The organism is Vibrio sp. PNB23_22_6 (assembly GCF_052877535.1).
This window is the reverse complement of sequence record NZ_JBNFXP010000010.1, coordinates 83,313-101,864: the sequence shown is the minus strand read 5'-3', so window position 1 is coordinate 101,864 and position 18,552 is coordinate 83,313. Positions and strand designations below refer to the sequence as shown.

Here is an 18,552-nt window from a genome sequence, read left to right as displayed (position 1 = left end):
TTTTTCTTTTATACGATTTCTCATTGACGTCACCTGATAAAACTTTTCCACATAGCATGATCATTTCTCGATCATTGATCTTGCTGATCCTGATCTGATAATTCCTTTCTAAACATGGATTTATTTTGGTTTTTTTGTTTTTTTGTTTCGTTTGGATAAGTGGTGGATAATTTCTATAAACAGAGTTATCCACAGGTGGTGGGTGCATTTATGAATAAAATCAAAAAATTTACGCGAACTGGATCGAGCGAACAAGATAGATTCAGATCGGTAGTCATGGCATTCTAAGCAGATCTCTTAAGTATTGATTTGGATACAGACAATTATGGCAAGTATTCCTGAAAACCCGTTGATTCTGATCGATGGCTCTTCTTATCTATATCGCGCTTTTCATGCTTACCCAGGCACGATGAGTAATGGTGACATCCCAACGAATGCCGTTTACGGTGTGGTAAACATGCTACGCAGTATGATGCGCCAATTTGCTTCTGATCGTATTGCTGTGGTTTTTGATGCGAAGGGAAAAACCTTCCGTGACGATATGTACCCGGAATATAAAGCACATCGTCCGCCGATGCCGGATGATCTTCGTTGCCAAATTGAACCTCTCCACAATGTGATCCGCGCCATGGGTTTGCCACTCATTTGTGTCCCTGGTGTGGAAGCTGATGACGTTATCGGCACGCTCGCTTACCAAGCGTCTCAACAAGGCATGCCTGTATTGATCAGTACTGGCGATAAAGATATGGCGCAGTTGGTGGATGACAATATCACCTTGATCAACACCATGACGAACGTTGTTATGGATCGCGAAGGCGTGGTGGAGAAGTTTGGAATCCCGCCAGAGCTGATCATCGACTACTTAGCGCTGATGGGCGATAAAGTCGACAACATCCCGGGCGTTCCTGGTGTCGGTGACAAAACTGCAACCGCGCTGCTACAAGGCATTGGCGGTCTAAACAAGCTATATGAAAACCTAGACGACATCGCGGCACTTGGTTTCCGTGGGTCGAAGACCATGGCGAAGAAGCTTGTGGATAACAAAGACAACGCCATGCTGTCTTATGAACTTGCGACCATCAAGCTGGATGTCGAGTTAGAAGAAACGCCAGAGTCGCTACTAAAAGCAGAACCAAGCAAAGATGAGTTGATCAAGCTCTACGGCCAGTTAACCTTCAAATCGTGGTTAAATGAACTATTAGAAGGCGGCAATGGTGTGGTTGAAGCGGATGAATCTGCTGGTGCAGTACGTTCATCTTCTGCGTCGAAAACCGATATGGATACCTCTGCGGTGAAAATCGATCGCAGTCAGTACGAAACCATCCTTGATGAAGCGTCTTTTAATGTGTGGCTAGATAAGCTGAAAGCGGCGGAGCTGTTCGCGTTTGATACGGAAACCGACAGTCTAGATTACATGGTGGCGAACCTCGTTGGTTTATCATTTGCGATCGATGAAGGTGTGGCGGCTTACGTTCCGGTTGCACACGACTACCTAGATGCACCTGCACAGCTAGATCGTGACTGGGTTTTAGCACAGCTTAAACCGATTCTTGAAGACGACGCTCAAGCGAAAGTCGGTCAGAACCTGAAATACGACGCTTCAGTATTGGCTCGCTACGGCATCGAGATGAAAGGCATCAAGCACGATACCATGCTGGCGTCCTACGTTTATAACAGCGTTGGTGGCAAGCACGATATGGATAGCCTTGCGCTGCGTTTCCTACAACACAGTTGTATCTCGTTTGAACAGATTGCAGGCAAAGGTAAGAACCAGCTTACGTTCAACCAAATCGAACTTGATCAAGCCTCGCCATACGCTGCCGAAGATGCGGACGTGACCCTGCGTTTGCACAATCGCTTGTCTGCGAATATCGAACAAGATGATAAGTTGAAATCGATATACGAAGAGATCGAAATGCCACTTGTGCCAGTGCTATCTCGCATTGAACGCACTGGCGTATTGATTGATGATATGAAGCTTGGTGCGCAATCGGTGGAAATTGCGGCCCGTCTAGAAGAGCTTGAGAAAAAAGCTTACGAAGTCGCAGAGCAAGAGTTCAACATGAACTCACCGAAGCAGTTGCAAGCGATCCTGTTTGAGAAAATGGGGCTGCCAGTCGTTAAGAAGACGCCATCAGGCACCCCTTCGACGAATGAAGAAGTATTACAAGAACTTGCGCTGGATTATCCTCTACCGAAACTGATTTTGGAATACCGTGGTCTGGCGAAGCTAAAATCGACCTACACTGATAAGCTACCGAAGATGATCAACCCTTCAACGGGTCGTGTGCATACCTCTTACCACCAAGCGGTAACGGCAACGGGTCGTCTATCGTCAACCGATCCAAACTTGCAGAACATCCCTATTCGCAATGAAGAAGGGCGTCGTATCCGTCAGGCGTTTATCGCTCCGACAGGCTACAAGATTCTGGCCGTCGACTATTCGCAAATTGAACTGCGTATTATGGCGCATCTCTCTGGTGACCAAGCATTACTTGATGCGTTTCGCCATGGAAAAGATATCCATGCGGCGACGGCTGCGGAAATTATGGGGTTAGCGATTGAAGATGTATCAAGTGAACAGCGCCGTCGTGCCAAAGCGGTTAATTTTGGTCTGATTTACGGCATGAGCGCATTTGGCCTTGCCAAGCAACTGGGTATTCCTCGCGGTGAAGCGCAAGCGTACATGGATAAATATTTTGAGCGTTACCCTGGCGTGATGCAGTACATGGAAGATACGCGTAGCACTGCTTCTGCTCAAGGTTATGTAGAAACCATCTTTGGTCGTCGTCTGCACCTTCCAGAAATTCAATCGCGCAACGGTATGCGTCGTAAAGCGGCGGAACGTGCGGCGATCAACGCACCGATGCAAGGTACGGCTGCGGACATCATCAAGAAAGCGATGCTGTTAGTGGATCAGTGGATTCAAGCTGAAGGTGATGGTCGTGTCAAACTTCTGATGCAAGTACACGATGAATTGGTGTTTGAAGTTGAAGAGTCGTCTTTAGTCGAAATTGAAAGTAAAGTACAAGAATTGATGGAGTCTGCAGCAGAGTTAAACGTCCCTCTAGTGGCAGATGCAGGTCATGGTGATAACTGGGATCAGGCGCACTAGACGGTTTCTGTTCAATTCAACTGATTTAATATGAGCTAGCGCACAAATGCTGGCTTTTTTTTGCCAGTAAAAAAGTATTCTGATTTTTCACCGCTATGTTGTTTAACAAAACTTTCATGAAAAAAAACTACAAAAATACTTTGCATATCTGACCAATTGTTGTACATTAGTTCGCGTAGGGTACAGAGGTAAGATGTTCTATCTTTCAGACCTTTTGTTTCACGTTATTGGATTAGGCTGATTCAGCCGCCCCAGTCAGTTTTTGACTGGGGCGTTTTTTATTGGGCGAAAGAAAAATTTTCTTCCTGAACAATAAGTTAATCCTCGAATGCGTAAAGTCTCCCTGCTGGTTTCGCTAAGTCATTGCAAAACTTAACTATTTCCTATCTCTTTCTTCATTTTATTCATCCTGTAAATTTACACCAGTCACACTATAATTTTTTCTTTAAAGAAACTAAGTTACGCCTATCTGATGTTTGCCATTTATTAAGTTGTTGAGTTTTAAAGTGATTTGCTGAGAGTGGCGGTGTGGTGTGATAAAGAATGAAGTGCAGGTTGTTTTTTAACCTATTGTAATCGAATCTTAGTTCAGTAATGCTTCGCCACATAACAATAATTACCAGTTTTTCTCTCCCGTTATCCCTGCCAGGAAGGCGGGGATTTTTATTGTCTGAAATTCATGTGGCTGCGCTGCAGATAAACAAAAGCCCCACCAAAAGGCAGGGCTATGCGAAAAAATTTAACAAAATATGTTAATTATTCTTCACCGTTCTCAGGCGCATCTTCTTCAAGCAGGTGTGCGAACGCTGGTGCAAACCAAGTATCCAGTTTGGCACGCAGTTGGTCGACACCCAGACCTTTCAGCGAAGAGAACACATCAACCGATACGTCACCACCAAAGGTTTCTACTTGCTTACGTACTTGAAGTAGTGTTTGCTTACGAGCCCCACTTTTAAGTTTGTCTGCTTTTGTTAGTAGTACCTGCACAGGGATGCGGCTGTCGATTGCCCAGAAAATCATTTGCTGGTCGAGGTCTTTCATTGGATGACGAATGTCCATTAGAACCACCAAGCCTTTTAGGCACTCGCGCTTCTGTAGGTATTCACCTAATGACTTCTGCCATTTGTTCTTCATCTCAACGGGAACTTGAGCGAAGCCGTATCCTGGCAAATCGACGATATGACAACCTTCTTCCACTTTAAACAGGTTGATCAATTGAGTACGACCAGGGGTCTTTGATGTCTTGGCTAAGCTTTTTTGGTTAGTTAGACGGTTAAGTGCACTCGATTTACCAGCGTTTGAGCGTCCTGCAAACGCGATTTCGACACCTTCGTCTTCAGGTAAATGACGAATATCAGGTGCGCTGGTGATGAAATGCGTGTTTTGGTAATGAATTTTTACGCTCACTGTTAACTCCATCTCGACTTTGTGTAGTCGATTGATTACTTTTTTGTGAAATTGTGTAAAATAACCGTGCTCGGCATAAGGTCGCCTATTGTATCATGAGTGTACGCGAGATGTTCAATCATGGTACTGAAAGCTTGATAATTATAATGGAATGTCATGAAGAAATTAGCGCTAATTTTGAGTCTTTTAGCCAGTTGCTCAGTATGGGCCCAAGGTAATATTGAAGCTGGTAAAGCAAAATCACAAACCTGTGTTGCCTGTCATGGAGCAGATGGTAACAGTGCACTCGCAATGTACCCTAGCCTTGCAGGCCAACACGCTAAGTATCTTGAGAAGCAGTTAAAAGATCTAAAACTCGGTATGACTAGTGGTGGTAAACAAGGTCGTTACGATCCTGTCATGAGTGGCATGGCAATGCCACTGAGTGATGAAGACATTGCGGATCTCTCTGCTTACTATGCCTCTTTACCCATCGCAGAGAGCTCAACCCCTGAAAATGTGGTGGAGCAAGGCAAAGTACTGTACACCGCTGGTGATGCAGAACGCGGTCTAACCGCATGTATTGCATGTCACGGTCCTCGTGGTAACGGCACTGAGCTTTCAGGTTTCCCTAAAATTTCGGGTCAGCATGCGGACTACATCAAAGCTCAGCTAGAAAAATTCCGTGATGGCCACCGTGGTAACGATATGAATGCCATGATGCGTGACATCGCGAAGAAAATGACAGACGAAGACATTGACGTTCTGTCGAAATACGTTGGCGGTCTGCACTAACTCCCTACATCGTTCGAGCAAGGATATACAAAAATGCCCCGGTAAAACTGCTGGGGCATTTTTGTTGGCTATTTTTAGTGATCATGGTCACATTTGAATTTTGATGCAAAAGTGATAGATAGCTCGGGGGTTTGTGAGACATTTGCCATACCTGCTCGATACAATTTCTCGTCTTTATTTTTAAGCTGTTGATAGATTGGGTTATTTGTTTTTGCTCAAAAAATATTGTGAATAATTACGTTCCATGACTTGTCGGTTTTTGGATAAACCGTAAAGTAGACGCTGTTCACAGGACGTGAATCACCGGAATTTAGACCATGGATATGAGGTCTCCAAGGACGCAAACGAAGGACGTTTGATAGTCGGAAAAAGGATGTAGGTAGGCAAGGAGCCTGCCAGATAAGGATGATCATCTCGTCTGACGGTAAAGACAGCGAAACGGATTCAGGCTTCAGGAAGTAGCTCAGAAGACAGGAAGTGAAGGGATAGCCAAAACTCATCAGGAAGATGAAGAACAACACTTTTTGGCAGGGAAAGCGCTAAAAACAAAAGGATTCTTGGTGCACTAAATGTGTGCAACACAGTTTCGCCATCTATGGTGGCATTCAGAAAGCGACAGTTTGACTGTCGCTTTTTTTATATTCATTTTTACCAATCAAAGTTTTTTAACAAAAATTGCTGAAAAAGTATCCAGCAACACTCCAATCTGTGTCCACTTTCTGGTATGTTTCGCATCCCTGTTTGAGGAAGTCAGCATGCACACCTGTCCTTTATGTCAGAATCAGCGAACTCACCACTATTTTGAAGATAGACAACGCGAATACCTTCAATGTGAACAGTGCCATTTAGTCTTTGTGAATCCAGACCAGCGTTTGGATGCGAAAAGTGAAAAGGCTCACTATGATCTGCATGAGAACAATCCCAACGATATGGGATATCGACGCTTTTTGTCGAGAATTGCTGAGCCAATCACAGCGCGAATTTCACCACAATCGAACGGAATCGACTTTGGTTGTGGTCCAGGCCCAACGCTTTCATTGATGTTAGAAGAAGCGGGGCATAGCATGGCGTTGTACGACCTTTACTACCACCCTGATACCTCGGTGCTAGAAAAGCAGTATGATTTTATGATAGCAACAGAGGTGATCGAACACCTCTACCACCCCAATTTGGTGTGGAAGCAATGGTTGAATTTAGTTAAGCCAGGTGGCTGGATAGGCTTGATGACGAAAATGGTCATCGACGCAGAAGCCTTTCAATCATGGCATTATAAGAATGATCTCACTCATGTGGTGTTCTTTAGCCGTGATACCTTCCAGTTCCTAGCTGAGCGGGATAAGCTCGAACTCGAATTTATTGGTAATGATGTTATTTTACTGAGGAAGACCCAGTAATGAGCCGTACAAAGAAATCTAGAAAGCCAGGTGCAGCAGGCGCACCTGATGTTATTGTTACTCGCAACCGTACAGAATCGGATGTGGAAGGCCGTCTACGCAAACGCGCTAAAAAGCGTAAAGGCTTAAAAAAAGGTAGCCGTAACTCTGAAGTCAACGAGAAGAAGAAACAGGCCGCGGCACAAAACCGTGATCCTCGTTTAGGCAGCAAGAAAAAAATTCCTTTGATTGTTGAGCCAGTGAAGAAGATGACTAAGCAGGAGCGTCAACTGTCAGCGCAACAAGAGCTAGAGATGCTAGAGAATGATGCGCAATTGAACGTATTGCTGGATCGCATCGAAGCGGGTGAAAACTTAGGTAAGGGTCTGCAGCAGTACGTTGATGAGAAGCTTGATCGTATCGAAAAACTGATGGACCAATTGGGTCTATTAGAGCCAGAAGAAGAGGAAGACTTTACTGCTCCTACAGTAAAAGGCTCTCGCAGTGATGATGATCTACTGGCGGACTTCGACGATATTAACTTCGACGACTACAAAGGATAAGTAATTCATGAACGTAACCTTATTAGCGATTGCGGGTGCAGTGATTATTATCGCGCTGGCTTCATATGCAGGTTACCTTCTGCTTCAATTGAAAAAGCAAAAGGAATTGCAGCTGAAGCATCAAAAATTGGCAATCGACAAGCGTAACGCCAATATTTTTGAGAGCGTGCATACTTTGTGTCAGGCTGGCATTCAGGGGCAGTGTGATTTGTCTGAAATCAGCATCCGTGTTTACAACATCATGGACTATGTCCAAGGTGACGATCGGGTGGATTTTGATAAAACCTATCCTGCAATTTCTGAGCTTTTTCATATTGTAAAAGATATGGCGCGCGGGGAAGACCGCCAGCAGCTCGCCAAGAAAGAGCGTATGCAACAAAATTTGATGCGTCATAATGCGGAAAGTCGCTTAACGGATGCGATCATTGAAGAACTCAAAATATTGCAGAAAAACGTCCAACCACTGAATAACCAAATTAATATTCAGATGATCTAATTGTTACACCCGGTGGTTTCCTTTAACCTCCGGGGTATCGTGATCACGCTAGCACTTCTTTGGTTTTATACTTAAAAAGCGGTTAGCGGTTACCTTTGTTCCCACTGTCGTGTGGCAAAATAACGGTTTCTGAATATCGGGTGACAGTTTTCGTTGCCCTAGCATTTTACGGAAAGTACCACCATGTCGAATCAACACTCTGAATCGAAACAGCAAATCGTCTGGGATCAAGCGGTATTGGATAAGTACAACTATTCCGGTCCTCGCTACACGTCGTACCCAACAGCGCTGGAGTTTCATGAAGCATTTACCATCTCGGACTACGATATGGCATGCACTCAGTACTCAGATCGTCCGTTATCGCTGTACGTTCACATTCCGTTCTGTCATAAGCTTTGCTATTACTGTGGCTGTAATAAAGTGATTACTCGCCATTCGCACAAAGCCGACGAATATCTCGATGTGCTTGAGCATGAGATTCGTCAACGCGCCGCATTGTTGGTTGGACGCAAGGTAACTCAGCTGCACTTTGGTGGTGGTACGCCAACGTTCCTGTCAGAAAAGCAAATCACTCGCGTGATGAACCTATTACGTGCAGAGTTTAGCTTCAGTGTCGACGCTGAGATAAGCATTGAAGTTGACCCACGTGAAATCGAGCTATCCATGCTCGATCACCTGCGTGGTGAGGGCTTTAACCGTTTAAGCATTGGCGTGCAGGACTTTAACAAAGAAGTGCAGCTTCTTGTAAACCGTGAACAAGATGAAGCGTTCATCTTTGCGATGGTGGCTCGTGCGAAAGAGCTTGGTTTCCGCTCGACTAACTTGGATTTGATTTACGGTTTACCTAAGCAAACCAAGGATTCCTTTGCTAAGACGCTTGAGCAAGTGTTAGAAATGCAGCCGGGTCGTTTGTCTGTGTTTAACTACGCACATATGCCACAACTGTTTGCTGCGCAGCGCAAGATTAAAGATGAAGACCTACCAAAAGCGGAAGAGAAGATGGCGATCCTACAAGACACCATCGCAACGCTTACTGGCGCTGGCTACCAGTTTATCGGCATGGATCACTTTGCGATGCCGGATGATGAACTCGCTGTGGCGCAGCGTGACGGTATTTTGCACCGTAACTTCCAAGGCTATACTACTCAAGGCGAGTGTGATTTGGTTGGCTTCGGCGTTTCAGCGATTTCAATGATCGGTGATGCTTATGCGCAAAACCAGAAAGAGCTGAAGAAGTACTATGCGCAGGTGAATGAGTTGCGTCATGCGCTGTGGAAAGGCGTGTCACTGGATGCGGATGATTTACTGCGTCGTGAAGTGATTAAGCAGCTGATCTGTAACTTCAAGCTAGACAAAAAAGCGATCGAATCTGAATTTAAGGTTACCTTTAATCAGTACTTCAAAGAAGATCTACAGCTACTGCAAACCTTCATCAATGATGGTCTAGTGGAAGTGGATGACAATGAAATTCGCGTTACGCTACGTGGTCGTCTGTTGATCCGCAATATCTGTATGTGCTTCGATAAGTACTTAAGAGCGAAAGCGCGCCAGCAGCAATTCTCTCGAGTAATCTAAACTACGCCACGTAGAGCAAATACAAAAATGCCAGCAGATGCTGGCATTTTTTATGTCTTTCGTTGTAACTAAACGCGATCTTTTACTTTTTCTTTTAGCTCAGATTTCTCTGCTTCTGACAAGAATGCAAGGTCGAGGCCGTTGATTTGTGCTTGGCGAATTTGTGCTTGGGTTAAACCTGCGGCTGGTGCCGCGACTTCGTATTCGTATGGTAATTCGATGCCCTCAACCGCTGGGTCGTCAGTGTTTAGACACGCAAGTACGCCATGGTCTAGGAACGGTTTGATAGGGTGGTTTGCCAGTGACTCAACCGTACTGGTTTGGACGTTCGATGTTAGGCAAGACTCAATACCAATACGGTTTTCCGCAAGGTAATCCATCAGCTTAGGATCGTGAATTGCCTTCACGCCGTGACCAATGCGGGTGGCACCAAGTTCATTGATTGCTTGCCACATGCTTTCTGCACCAGCCGCTTCACCTGCGTGAACGGTAATGTTTAAACCTGCGTCACGTACTTGTTTGAAGTGAGAAACAAAGCGTTCGCCAGGTTGACCAAGTTCGTCACCCGCTAAGTCGACAGCGACAATGTGATCTTTCTGGCTAAGGATGGCATCCAGCTCTTGTTGGCAAGCATCAGTACCAAAAGTACGGCTCATGATACCGATCAGGTTCGTTTTGATGCCGAAATCGCGCATACCAGCCTGAACACCATCAACAACAGCTTCGACTACGCCTGCAACGGGTAGTTTGTGTTTCATTGCCATGTAGTAAGGAGAAAAACGCAGTTCGGCGTAATCAATTTGTGCGTTCAGCGCATCTTCTACGTTTTCGTAAGCAACACGGCGACATGCGTCTAGATCACCCAGAACTGCGACGCCCCAGTCAAGTTTAGAAAGGAAAGCAACCAGCGATGGTTCTGCTTCGACAATCTGAACGTGTGGGGTTAAAGATTCAATATCGTAAGCGGGTAGAGCAACACCAAACTGTTGGCCAAGCTCGAGAATGGTCTTAGTACGAATGTTACCGTCAAGGTGACGGTGCAAATCAGTTAGGGGAAGATTCTTAGTTATCATTATGTCGATCCGAATGTTGTGAACAGGAACAAAGCCCCCGAATTATCAGTGATAATGCATGGGTAAGATTTGCAGTTAAGTATAATGAACAGTTAGCTAGATTGTCAGTAGAGGTTGACTATGAAAGCAACGATTTTAGCTCTTTTCTACTTTATGTTAACGAAATTCGGTGGCCATTCTTCTATCGGCAAAGGACGGCGGTAATAAAACCCTTGAACTTGATTACCGGCCAATGAGCTAAGTAGTTGAGCTGCATGGCATTCTCCACCCTCTCCGCCACTACGTACGCTTTCAGGCTTTTCGTGATACTTATGATGGTGGCCACCACAGAGCTACCTGAGTCCTCTTTGCTTAGTCGGGTGATGAAGGTGCGGTCTATCTTTAAGCATGTGAATGGCAGGGTGTGCAGATAGGCCAAAGATGAATATCCAGTGCTCAAGTCGTCAATCGCAGTACCCAGCCCCATTTCACACAGTTTCATCATACTGCCCAAGGTGGTTGGTAGTGATGGGTAAACTCACGGTTATCAATTTCGGTTTGAGTTTGGGTCACCACTTTCGTGCGGAATTTTTATGCGCTCGCCATCTCTGGATGATAATCGCATCCCCGTTTGTGTATCTTGCTTAGTGTCACTGAGAGCAATGCTTGCATTACGTAACCAGAGTGGCATGTTTTGTCTTGCATGAGTTTGTACGACACCAATGGATACTTTGATAAACACAGCCTCACATTCCAGCATAAAAGGTGAAGCAACGAGTTGAGTAAGCATTTTTCCATTAAGCTAATCACACTAGGGATGGAGGTCTGCGATTGTACTGACGTTTGAGCTATCAAGCGAGTCGAATAATATTCGCTTGATAACTATTTCTTACATTGTCGTTAGTACAATTCTTTTAATTTTCTGGTTAGTGTATTGCGACCCCAACCCAGTACTTTCGCCGCATCTTGCTTGTGACCTTTAGTGTGTTCTAGCGCGGCTTCCAATAGAATGCGTTCAAACTCTGGTAAGGCGTAAGACAGCAACTCTTTATCTCCTGCAGCCAAAGCATGACGCGCCCATTTAGACAATTGCTCTTGCCAACGGCCATGTTCCGAATCTGTCGTGATCTTTTTCTCTTCCAGTAACTCTGGTGGTAGATCGCTCGGAAGGACTTCACTGCCACTTGCCATCACGGTCAGCCAACGACAAATATTTTCCAGTTGTCGCACGTTCCCTGGCCAAGCTAAACGATTGAGGATCTCAACGGATGATGGGTGTAGAGTTTTGGTTTCAACACTGAGTTCATCGGCGGCACGCACTAAGAAGTGTTGAGTCAGCTTTTCGATATCTTGTCGACGTTCGCGAAGTGCGGGAATTTGTACGCGAATAACGTTGAGACGATGAAACAAGTCCTCACGAAAATCGCCATTGTGGACCAGTTTTTCTAAGTTTTGGTGAGTGGCGGCGACAATCCGGACATCAACGCTGATCGGAGAATGCCCACCGACGCGGTAGAACTGTCCATCAGCAAGTACGCGTAATAATCGAGTTTGAATATCTAACGGCATGTCCCCAATTTCATCTAAGAATAAGGTGCCACCGTTGGCTTGTTCGAAGCGCCCTTGGCGCACACTATTGGCACCAGTAAATGCGCCTTTTTCATGACCAAACAGTTCGGACTCAATCAAGTCTTTAGGAATGGCGGCCATGTTGAGGGCAATAAAAGGTTTATTCGCTCGTGGACTATGGCGATGTAAAGCATGAGCGACAAGTTCTTTACCCGTACCTGATTCGCCATTAATTAATACCGAGATTGATGAGCGAGACAGTCGACCAATGGCTCGAAACACTTCTTGCATTGCAGGTGCTTCACCAATGATCTCTGGCGCATCAGCAGGTACATCGTCAGGCAGTAAATGCTCACGCTTGTTCTCTTGGCTATGGGCGATTGCCCTTTCTACAAGTGTGAGTGTTTCATCAATATCAAAGGGTTTCGGTAGATATTCAAACGCTCCTTTTTGGTACGCATTGACGGCTGCATCGAGATCTGAATGTGCTGTCATGATGATAACAGGCAGATCAGGGTAATTCTGTTGCAGTTGCTTAAGCAGTTCTAGGCCATCAATGCCTGGCATTCGAATATCAGACACCAATACATCAGGGACTTCACGTTCGAGCGCCATTAGTACGCTCTCCCCATCGGCATAGGTTTCACATTTGATATTGGCCGAAGAGAGGGTTTTCTCCATCACCCAGCGAATTGAACTGTCGTCATCAACGACCCAAACATATCCTTTACTCATGTCATAAATCCTTGCAGCAAAAGGCCTAATTACTGACGAATACTCAAGTTATAGAGGTTGGTCAGATTGGCAAATAAATCGTAAAATTGGTGTGGCCCGGCCAGCTCTCGACATCAATCTTGCCGCTATGCTGGTCGATCAAGTTTTGTGAAATAGACAACCCAAGTCCAGTGCCCCCCTCACGGCCGCTGACCATAGGGTAGAACAGGGTATCTTGTAGTTCTGGTGGTATTCCCGGACCATTGTCAGTGATTTCAATGCGAGCGGCGAGTTTACAACGCTGACCATGAATGTTCGCTTGGTGCACCGTTCTGGTGCGAATTGTGATTTTTCCATGTTCTTGGCGAGACAGAATCTGCGCTGCGTTACTGACGATGTTAAGCATGGCTTGCTCGATTTGATCGGCATCCATCAATATTTCTGGCAAGCTCGGATCGTAATCTCGTTCAATCACGACATTATGCTGAGACTCCAGCTCAACCAGTTGGCGAACTTTTTCCAAAACTTGATGAAGGTTCTCTTCGCTTTTCTTGCCCGGTTTTTGTGGGCCTAGTAGGCGATCAACGAGTGCTCTTAAACGGTCGGCCTGCTCAATGATGATATGGGTGTATTCCTGTAGTGAGGGATCTGGCAACATTTTTTGTAAGAGCTGTGCGGCTCCGCGCAGGCCACCGAGTGGGTTTTTAATTTCATGAGCAAGCCCTCGAACCAACAGCTTGGCGGCTTGCTGTTGCGCGTGTTGATTGAGCTCTTGCGTCAGACGACGTTGCTGATCGATTTTACGCATTTCTACTAGTAGCATCAGCTGTTTTTGCCAAGTGATCGGGCTAACGGTGACTTCTAACATTAAAGGGCGCCCATCGACGACAAAAGTGACGTCACTGTCGGTAATGCTTTGGCCGCTTTGTAATGGTTGTGTAAGTAGGGCTAAGTCCATCGAAGCATGTTGGATAAGTTGCGATAGCGGCTGATCGATAATGCGTTTGGCACTTTGAGAGAATAGTAGTTCAGCGGCAGGGTTGGCATGGCGAATAGCCAACTCATCATCAAGAATCAGTGTTGCTGTCACCATGTTATTGAGAATGGCGCAGGAGAGGCTGGTATCCACATTACGTCCTTGTTTGCGTTGTGACTGTGCGTTGCACTACATTGGTGCAATAGAGCGTAAGTATGGCGAATAATTCTCAGAAGAAAAAGCGAAAAGCGTGGTTAGAGTTCGTTTTTTTCACTAAATATTCTAATTTGCCCCTTTAATGGTCGGCTTGATACTTGCTCTATGTAAATGCACCGTTATAGGGCTAGTAGATGCAATAAGCTTGCCGCTTCGCTTCGCTTGCACCGCAAGGGTGTGGGTGCCTCGATCAATATTGTTCAGCTGCCAAGTTAAACGGTGTTGTGGCACGCCATGGGGCTTACCATCAAGGAAGAGTTGCAACTGTTCGTCAATACCTAATTTACGGTTGGCCTCGAGCTGAATGTGGATGATTCCTTGATTACTGCGAATGGTTTCATCATGCTGAGGGGCGAGCGTAGCGAGGGAAAGCGGTAAAGGCTTGTCTGTTTTTGGTTTATCATTCGCTTGTGGTACAGGGCGTGTTTTTTTTTGAGGAGTGAGAGACTCGGTATTTTCCACTCTAGGTGCAGATGAAGTGGATTCGAGGTTTGGTAGAGAAATGGCTTGCGCACCTTGGTTTGGTGTATCACTGAAGTGCACCTGCCCCTCTTTATCAACCCAAGTGTAAGCCACTTGGGCCAATGAAGCCGTGGTAATTAGCAAGCTGCTGATCACGCATAGCGATGGTAAAAGCTGAACTTTCATTGCCCACCTTCTTTTGATCGATGATTTCACGTTTTGGTTGCTTACGCTTTGACTCATAAGAAAAAGAGTTTGAGTGTATTTCAGTTATCCCTCCATGTTAAACACCCTAGTTAGTCGAGCGAATACAAAAAAGGCCCGCCTGCGAGGCGAGCCTAATATTTAGTAACCTGTGTTTACACCTTACACAGCGAGGGTCTTATACTGAGTAGTATAGTTCGAACTCAAGTGGGTGAGTCGCCATGTTGATACGCTCTACATCTTGAGATTTCAGTGCGATGTAAGAATCGATGAAGTCATCAGAGAATACGCCACCTGTAGTTAAGAACTCGCGATCTTCGTCAAGTGCTTTTAGTGCCACTTCTAGAGACTCTGCCACTTTTGGAATTTCTGCCGCTTCTTCTGCTGGTAAGTCGTACAAGTCTTTGTCCATCGCTTCACCTGGGTGAATCTTGTTCTTGATACCGTCAAGACCAGCCATTAGTAGACATGCAAACGCTAGGTATGGGTTTGCTGCTGGATCTGGGAAGCGAGCTTCTATACGACGCGCTTTCGGGCTTGGTACCACAGGGATACGGATAGAAGCACTACGGTTACGAGCAGAGTAAGCTAGCATAACTGGTGCTTCAAAGCCTGGTACAAGACGTTTGTATGAGTTCGTTGATGGGTTAGCAAACGCGTTGATAGCGCGAGCATGCTTGATGATACCACCGATGTAGTAAAGTGCAGTTTCAGATAGACCACCGTACTTGTCGCCAGCAAATAGGTTAACACCATCTTTTGCTAGAGATTGGTGAACGTGCATGCCGCTGCCGTTATCACCAACAAGAGGCTTAGGCATGAATGTTGCCGTCTTACCAAATGCGTGAGCTACGTTGTGTACCACGTATTTGTAGATTTGGATTTCGTCCGCTTTAGCCGTTAGTGTGTTGAAACGCGTCGCGATTTCGTTTTGACCTGCCGTTGCTACCTCGTGGTGGTGAGCTTCTACAACTAGGCCCATCTCTTCCATGACTAGACACATTGCAGAGCGGATGTCTTGAGATGAATCCACTGGTGCGACTGGGAAGTAACCGCCTTTCACGCCTGGACGGTGACCTTTGTTACCACCTTCGATTTCAGTACCGGTGTTCCAAGCTGCTTCTACGTCGTCGATCTTGAAGAAAGAACCAGACATGTCGTTAGAGAATTTCACATCGTCAAATAGGAAAAACTCTGGCTCAGGACCGACAAGAACAGTGTCTGCGATACCCGTAGAGCGCATGTAGTCTTCAGCACGTTTAGCGATTGAACGTGGGTCACGATCGTAACCTTGCATTGTTGCAGGCTCAAGAATGTCACAACGAACGTTTAGCGTTGCGTCTTCTGTGAATGGGTCAAGCACTGCAGAAGATGCGTCTGGCATCATCACCATATCTGACTCGTTGATACCTTTCCAGCCCGCAACTGAAGAACCATCGAACATCTTACCTTCTTCGAAGAAGTCTGCGTCGATTTGGTGAGCAGGGATAGAGATATGTTGCTCTTTACCTTTCGTATCAGTAAAGCGTAGGTCAACAAACTTAACTTCGTTTTCTTGGATCAGCGATAGAACGTTTTCTACTGACATCTTGGATAACCTCCAGTGTTAATAAAGCGGTAAACTCGATTGATGAATCGTTGATAAAATCCAGCATTGATTAATCTGTTTGACATATCGTTAATCGATGCTTGTTTATCTAAAGCCAAAACCGTGCCAAAAAAAATATTACAGTATTTTCAGTGCCTTGTGGTTTTTGGTGCTCATTTGGTGCAAACGTTTGCACCAAAATGATCTAATGATGCACAGGTTTGGTGCGTCAAACTAGTGTTGCACCATCATGTGACAAAATTATTGTTCATTCAGCCTGTTTTTTGAGCGTTGGTCAATTTCTATTAACGGTGATGGGGATAAAATTGAGCTGAATCAATCCGCTGTACATCAGAAAGTGAGCGTTAAGCGTAAATTTGACAGAAATGCTCGGGAGTAGATCACATATTTCTATGCTTTTTGCTAAAATCTGGTACATTATGGCCGTTTTTTTAATCAGCAAATGTCACCTAGAGAGCACCCGTTCTCAGTGTGGGGGCATTTCATCTATCTAAGTGAATCAAATCCATGGCTACTCCACAGATTGATAAATTAAGAAATATCGCGATCATCGCGCACGTTGACCACGGTAAAACAACACTGGTTGATAAACTACTACAACAATCAGGTACTCTAGAGTCTCGCGGCGAAGCTGAAGAGCGAGTCATGGACTCAAACGACATCGAAAAAGAACGTGGTATTACCATTCTTGCTAAAAACACAGCAATTAACTGGAATGATTACCGCATCAACATCGTTGATACTCCGGGACACGCGGACTTCGGTGGTGAAGTAGAACGTATCATGTCGATGGTAGACTCAGTACTACTTATCGTAGACGCAGTTGACGGCCCAATGCCACAAACGCGTTTCGTTACACAAAAAGCATTCGCGCATGGTCTTAAGCCAATCGTTGTAATCAACAAGATTGACCGTCCTGGCGCACGTCCTGATTGGGTTATGGACCAAGTGTTCGACCTATTCGACAACCTAGGTGCAACGGATGAACAGCTAGACTTTAAAGTGGTTTACGCATCAGCACTAAACGGCTGGGCGACGCTAGAAGAAGGCGAAACTGGCGAAAACATGGAACCACTGTTCCAAACTATCGTTGATCAAGTAGAAGCGCCAAATGTTGACCTTGACGGTCCACTACAGATGCAAATCTCTCAGCTAGATTACAGTTCATACGTTGGTGTAATCGGTGTGGCTCGTGTAACTCGTGGTACAGTGCGTCCTAACCAACAAGTGACTATCGTAAGCGCTGATGGTAAGAAACGTAACGGTAAAGTGGGCACAGTAATGGGCTACCTTGGCCTAGAACGTCATGACATCGAGCAAGCTAACGCAGGTGACATCATTGCGATCACAGGTCTTGGCGAACTTAAGATCTCTGACACTATCTGTGACGTGAACAACGTTGAAGCGATGATTCCGCTTTCTGTTGATGAACCAACAGTAACCATGACGTTCCAAGTAAACACTTCACCGTTCGCGGGTAAAGAAGGTAAGTTCGTTACTTCACGTAACATCCTTGAGCGTCTACAAAAAGAGCTTGTTCACAACGTTGCTCTACGCGTTGAGGAGACGGATAACCCAGATCGCTTCCGCGTATCAGGTCGTGGTGAACTTCACCTATCTATCCTGATCGAAAACATGCGTCGTGAAGGTTTCGAGCTAGCGGTATCTCGTCCTGAAGTAATCATCAAGCGTGATGAAAATGGTAACCTAGAAGAACCGTTTGAAACGGTAACTATCGACGTCATGGAAGAAAACCAAGGCGGTATCATGGAAGCTATCGGTCTTCGTAAAGGCGAACTGACTGATATGTCTCCAGATGGCAAAGGCCGTGTTCGTATGGACTTCATGATGCCTTCTCGTGGTCTGATTGGTTTCCAAACAGAATTCATGACACTGACTTCAGGTTCTGGTCTTCTTTACCATACGTTTGATCACTACGGCCCACACAAAGGCGGTACGATCGGTCAACGTAACAACGGTGTTCTAATTTCGAACGCAACAGGTAAAGCTCTGACTTACGCACTGTTCAACCTTCAAGAACGTGGTCGTTTATTTGCTGAGCACGCGGATGAAGTATACGAAGGTCAGGTTATCGGTATTCACAACCGTTCAAACGACCTAACAGTAAACTGTCTGAAAGGTAAGCAGCTCACCAACGTTCGTGCATCAGGTACTGATGAAGCGCAGGTTCTTACTCCAGCAATCAAATACACGCTAGAGCAAGCACTGGAGTTCATCGATGATGACGAACTAGTAGAAGTAACACCTGAAAGCATCCGTATTCGTAAACGTCACCTGACAGAAAACGATCGTAAACGTGCTTCACGTGATGCAAAGTAATCCTCTAATCTAGGTTAGTTGATATCAGAAAGCCCTAAGCCGCACTGCGACTTAGGGTTTTTTATTGCCTGATTCTCACCGATTCCGTATGACGACAGAATCGGTGA

At 45.5% G+C, this 18,552-nt stretch carries 14 protein-coding genes and 1 pseudogene; 8 read left to right on the top strand and 7 right to left on the bottom strand.

Annotated features, from left to right (window positions below; all coding sequences use genetic code 11):
• Nucleotides 1-325 precede the first annotated feature (325 nt).
• Nucleotides 326-3,115 carry a DNA polymerase I gene (polA, locus tag ACVA54_RS10465; protein ID WP_099079139.1) on the top strand — a complete coding sequence of 930 codons (2,790 nt, stop codon included), beginning with the start codon at nucleotides 326-328 and terminating at the stop codon, nucleotides 3,113-3,115.
• Nucleotides 3,116-3,308: 193 nt separating this feature from the next.
• Nucleotides 3,309-3,356, top strand: coding sequence for a hypothetical protein (locus ACVA54_RS10460; protein ID WP_438356636.1), 48 nt, complete (start codon nucleotides 3,309-3,311; stop codon nucleotides 3,354-3,356).
• Nucleotides 3,357-3,871: 515 nt separating this feature from the next.
• Here ACVA54_RS10460 and yihA read toward each other — a convergent pair.
• Nucleotides 3,872-4,522, bottom strand: coding sequence for a ribosome biogenesis GTP-binding protein YihA/YsxC (gene yihA, locus ACVA54_RS10455; protein WP_099079140.1), 651 nt, complete (start codon nucleotides 4,520-4,522; stop codon nucleotides 3,872-3,874).
• Between the two features lie 156 nt (nucleotides 4,523-4,678).
• On the opposite strand from yihA, the gene ACVA54_RS10450 reads away from it, so the two are divergent.
• The 5 genes from ACVA54_RS10450 (at nucleotide 4,679) to hemN (ending at nucleotide 9,303) form a co-directional block, all read left to right on the top strand.
• Nucleotides 4,679-5,296 (top strand): c-type cytochrome, encoded by a 618-nt coding sequence (locus ACVA54_RS10450; RefSeq protein WP_446649599.1) that lies wholly within the window; start codon nucleotides 4,679-4,681, stop codon nucleotides 5,294-5,296.
• A 755-nt stretch (nucleotides 5,297-6,051) separates the two neighbouring features.
• The gene (locus ACVA54_RS10445; RefSeq protein WP_446649598.1) at nucleotides 6,052-6,690 is read left to right on the top strand and encodes a class I SAM-dependent methyltransferase; all 639 of its coding nucleotides are present in this window, start codon (nucleotides 6,052-6,054) and stop codon (nucleotides 6,688-6,690) included.
• Complete coding sequence (yihI, locus tag ACVA54_RS10440; protein WP_446580937.1) at nucleotides 6,690-7,232, top strand: Der GTPase-activating protein YihI; 543 nt, start codon at nucleotides 6,690-6,692, stop codon at nucleotides 7,230-7,232. Before ACVA54_RS10445 ends, yihI begins: the two co-directional genes overlap by 1 nt.
• Before the next feature lie 7 nt (nucleotides 7,233-7,239).
• Nucleotides 7,240-7,728 carry a DUF2489 domain-containing protein gene (locus ACVA54_RS10435; protein ID WP_099079143.1) on the top strand — a complete coding sequence of 163 codons (489 nt, stop codon included), beginning with the start codon at nucleotides 7,240-7,242 and terminating at the stop codon, nucleotides 7,726-7,728.
• Nucleotides 7,729-7,911: 183 nt separating this feature from the next.
• Nucleotides 7,912-9,303, top strand: a complete 1,392-nt coding sequence (gene hemN, locus ACVA54_RS10430) for an oxygen-independent coproporphyrinogen III oxidase (RefSeq protein ID WP_099079144.1) — start codon at nucleotides 7,912-7,914, stop codon at nucleotides 9,301-9,303.
• 68 nt (nucleotides 9,304-9,371) lie between these two features.
• Here the strand turns inward: hemN and add are convergent, their stop codons facing one another.
• The 6 genes and pseudogenes from add to glnA form a co-directional block, all read right to left on the bottom strand.
• Entirely contained in the window at nucleotides 9,372-10,376 is a 1,005-nt protein-coding gene (gene add, locus ACVA54_RS10425; RefSeq protein ID WP_099079145.1) for an adenosine deaminase, read from the bottom strand.
• A 146-nt stretch (nucleotides 10,377-10,522) separates the two neighbouring features.
• Nucleotides 10,523-11,148: pseudogene (locus ACVA54_RS10420) on the bottom strand (EAL domain-containing protein); the annotation flags it as partial.
• A 107-nt stretch (nucleotides 11,149-11,255) separates the two neighbouring features.
• Nucleotides 11,256-12,659, bottom strand: a complete 1,404-nt coding sequence (gene glnG / locus ACVA54_RS10415; protein WP_099079146.1) for a nitrogen regulation protein NR(I) — start codon at nucleotides 12,657-12,659, stop codon at nucleotides 11,256-11,258.
• 61 nt (nucleotides 12,660-12,720) lie between these two features.
• A complete protein-coding gene (gene glnL, locus ACVA54_RS10410; protein ID WP_099079147.1) occupies nucleotides 12,721-13,767 on the bottom strand; it encodes a nitrogen regulation protein NR(II) in 1,047 nt (348 codons plus the stop codon).
• A gap of 129 nt (nucleotides 13,768-13,896) precedes the next feature.
• Nucleotides 13,897-14,478, bottom strand: a complete 582-nt coding sequence (locus ACVA54_RS10405; protein ID WP_446649597.1) for a DUF4124 domain-containing protein — start codon at nucleotides 14,476-14,478, stop codon at nucleotides 13,897-13,899.
• Nucleotides 14,479-14,674: 196 nt separating this feature from the next.
• Complete coding sequence (gene glnA, locus ACVA54_RS10400; RefSeq protein ID WP_099079149.1) at nucleotides 14,675-16,084, bottom strand: glutamate--ammonia ligase; 1,410 nt, start codon at nucleotides 16,082-16,084, stop codon at nucleotides 14,675-14,677.
• Between the two features lie 528 nt (nucleotides 16,085-16,612).
• Between glnA and typA the strand changes: the two genes are divergently transcribed.
• A complete protein-coding gene (typA, locus tag ACVA54_RS10395) occupies nucleotides 16,613-18,445 on the top strand; it encodes a translational GTPase TypA (protein WP_099079150.1) in 1,833 nt (610 codons plus the stop codon).
• Nucleotides 18,446-18,552 lie beyond the last annotated feature (107 nt).

Coding starts and splice junctions, on each gene's coding strand:
- ACVA54_RS10405 (WP_446649597.1), bottom strand. CDS start 14,478: ATGAAAGTTCAGCTTTTACCATCGCTATGCGTGATCAGCAGCTTGCTA.
- hemN (WP_099079144.1), top strand. CDS start 7,912: ATGTCGAATCAACACTCTGAATCGAAACAGCAAATCGTCTGGGATCAA.
- ACVA54_RS10445 (WP_446649598.1), top strand. CDS start 6,052: ATGCACACCTGTCCTTTATGTCAGAATCAGCGAACTCACCACTATTTT.
- glnA (WP_099079149.1), bottom strand. CDS start 16,084: ATGTCAGTAGAAAACGTTCTATCGCTGATCCAAGAAAACGAAGTTAAG.
- ACVA54_RS10450 (WP_446649599.1), top strand. CDS start 4,679: ATGAAGAAATTAGCGCTAATTTTGAGTCTTTTAGCCAGTTGCTCAGTA.
- yihI (WP_446580937.1), top strand. CDS start 6,690: ATGAGCCGTACAAAGAAATCTAGAAAGCCAGGTGCAGCAGGCGCACCT.
- ACVA54_RS10435 (WP_099079143.1), top strand. CDS start 7,240: ATGAACGTAACCTTATTAGCGATTGCGGGTGCAGTGATTATTATCGCG.
- glnG (WP_099079146.1), bottom strand. CDS start 12,659: ATGAGTAAAGGATATGTTTGGGTCGTTGATGACGACAGTTCAATTCGC.
- polA (WP_099079139.1), top strand. CDS start 326: ATGGCAAGTATTCCTGAAAACCCGTTGATTCTGATCGATGGCTCTTCT.
- add (WP_099079145.1), bottom strand. CDS start 10,376: ATGATAACTAAGAATCTTCCCCTAACTGATTTGCACCGTCACCTTGAC.
- typA (WP_099079150.1), top strand. CDS start 16,613: ATGGCTACTCCACAGATTGATAAATTAAGAAATATCGCGATCATCGCG.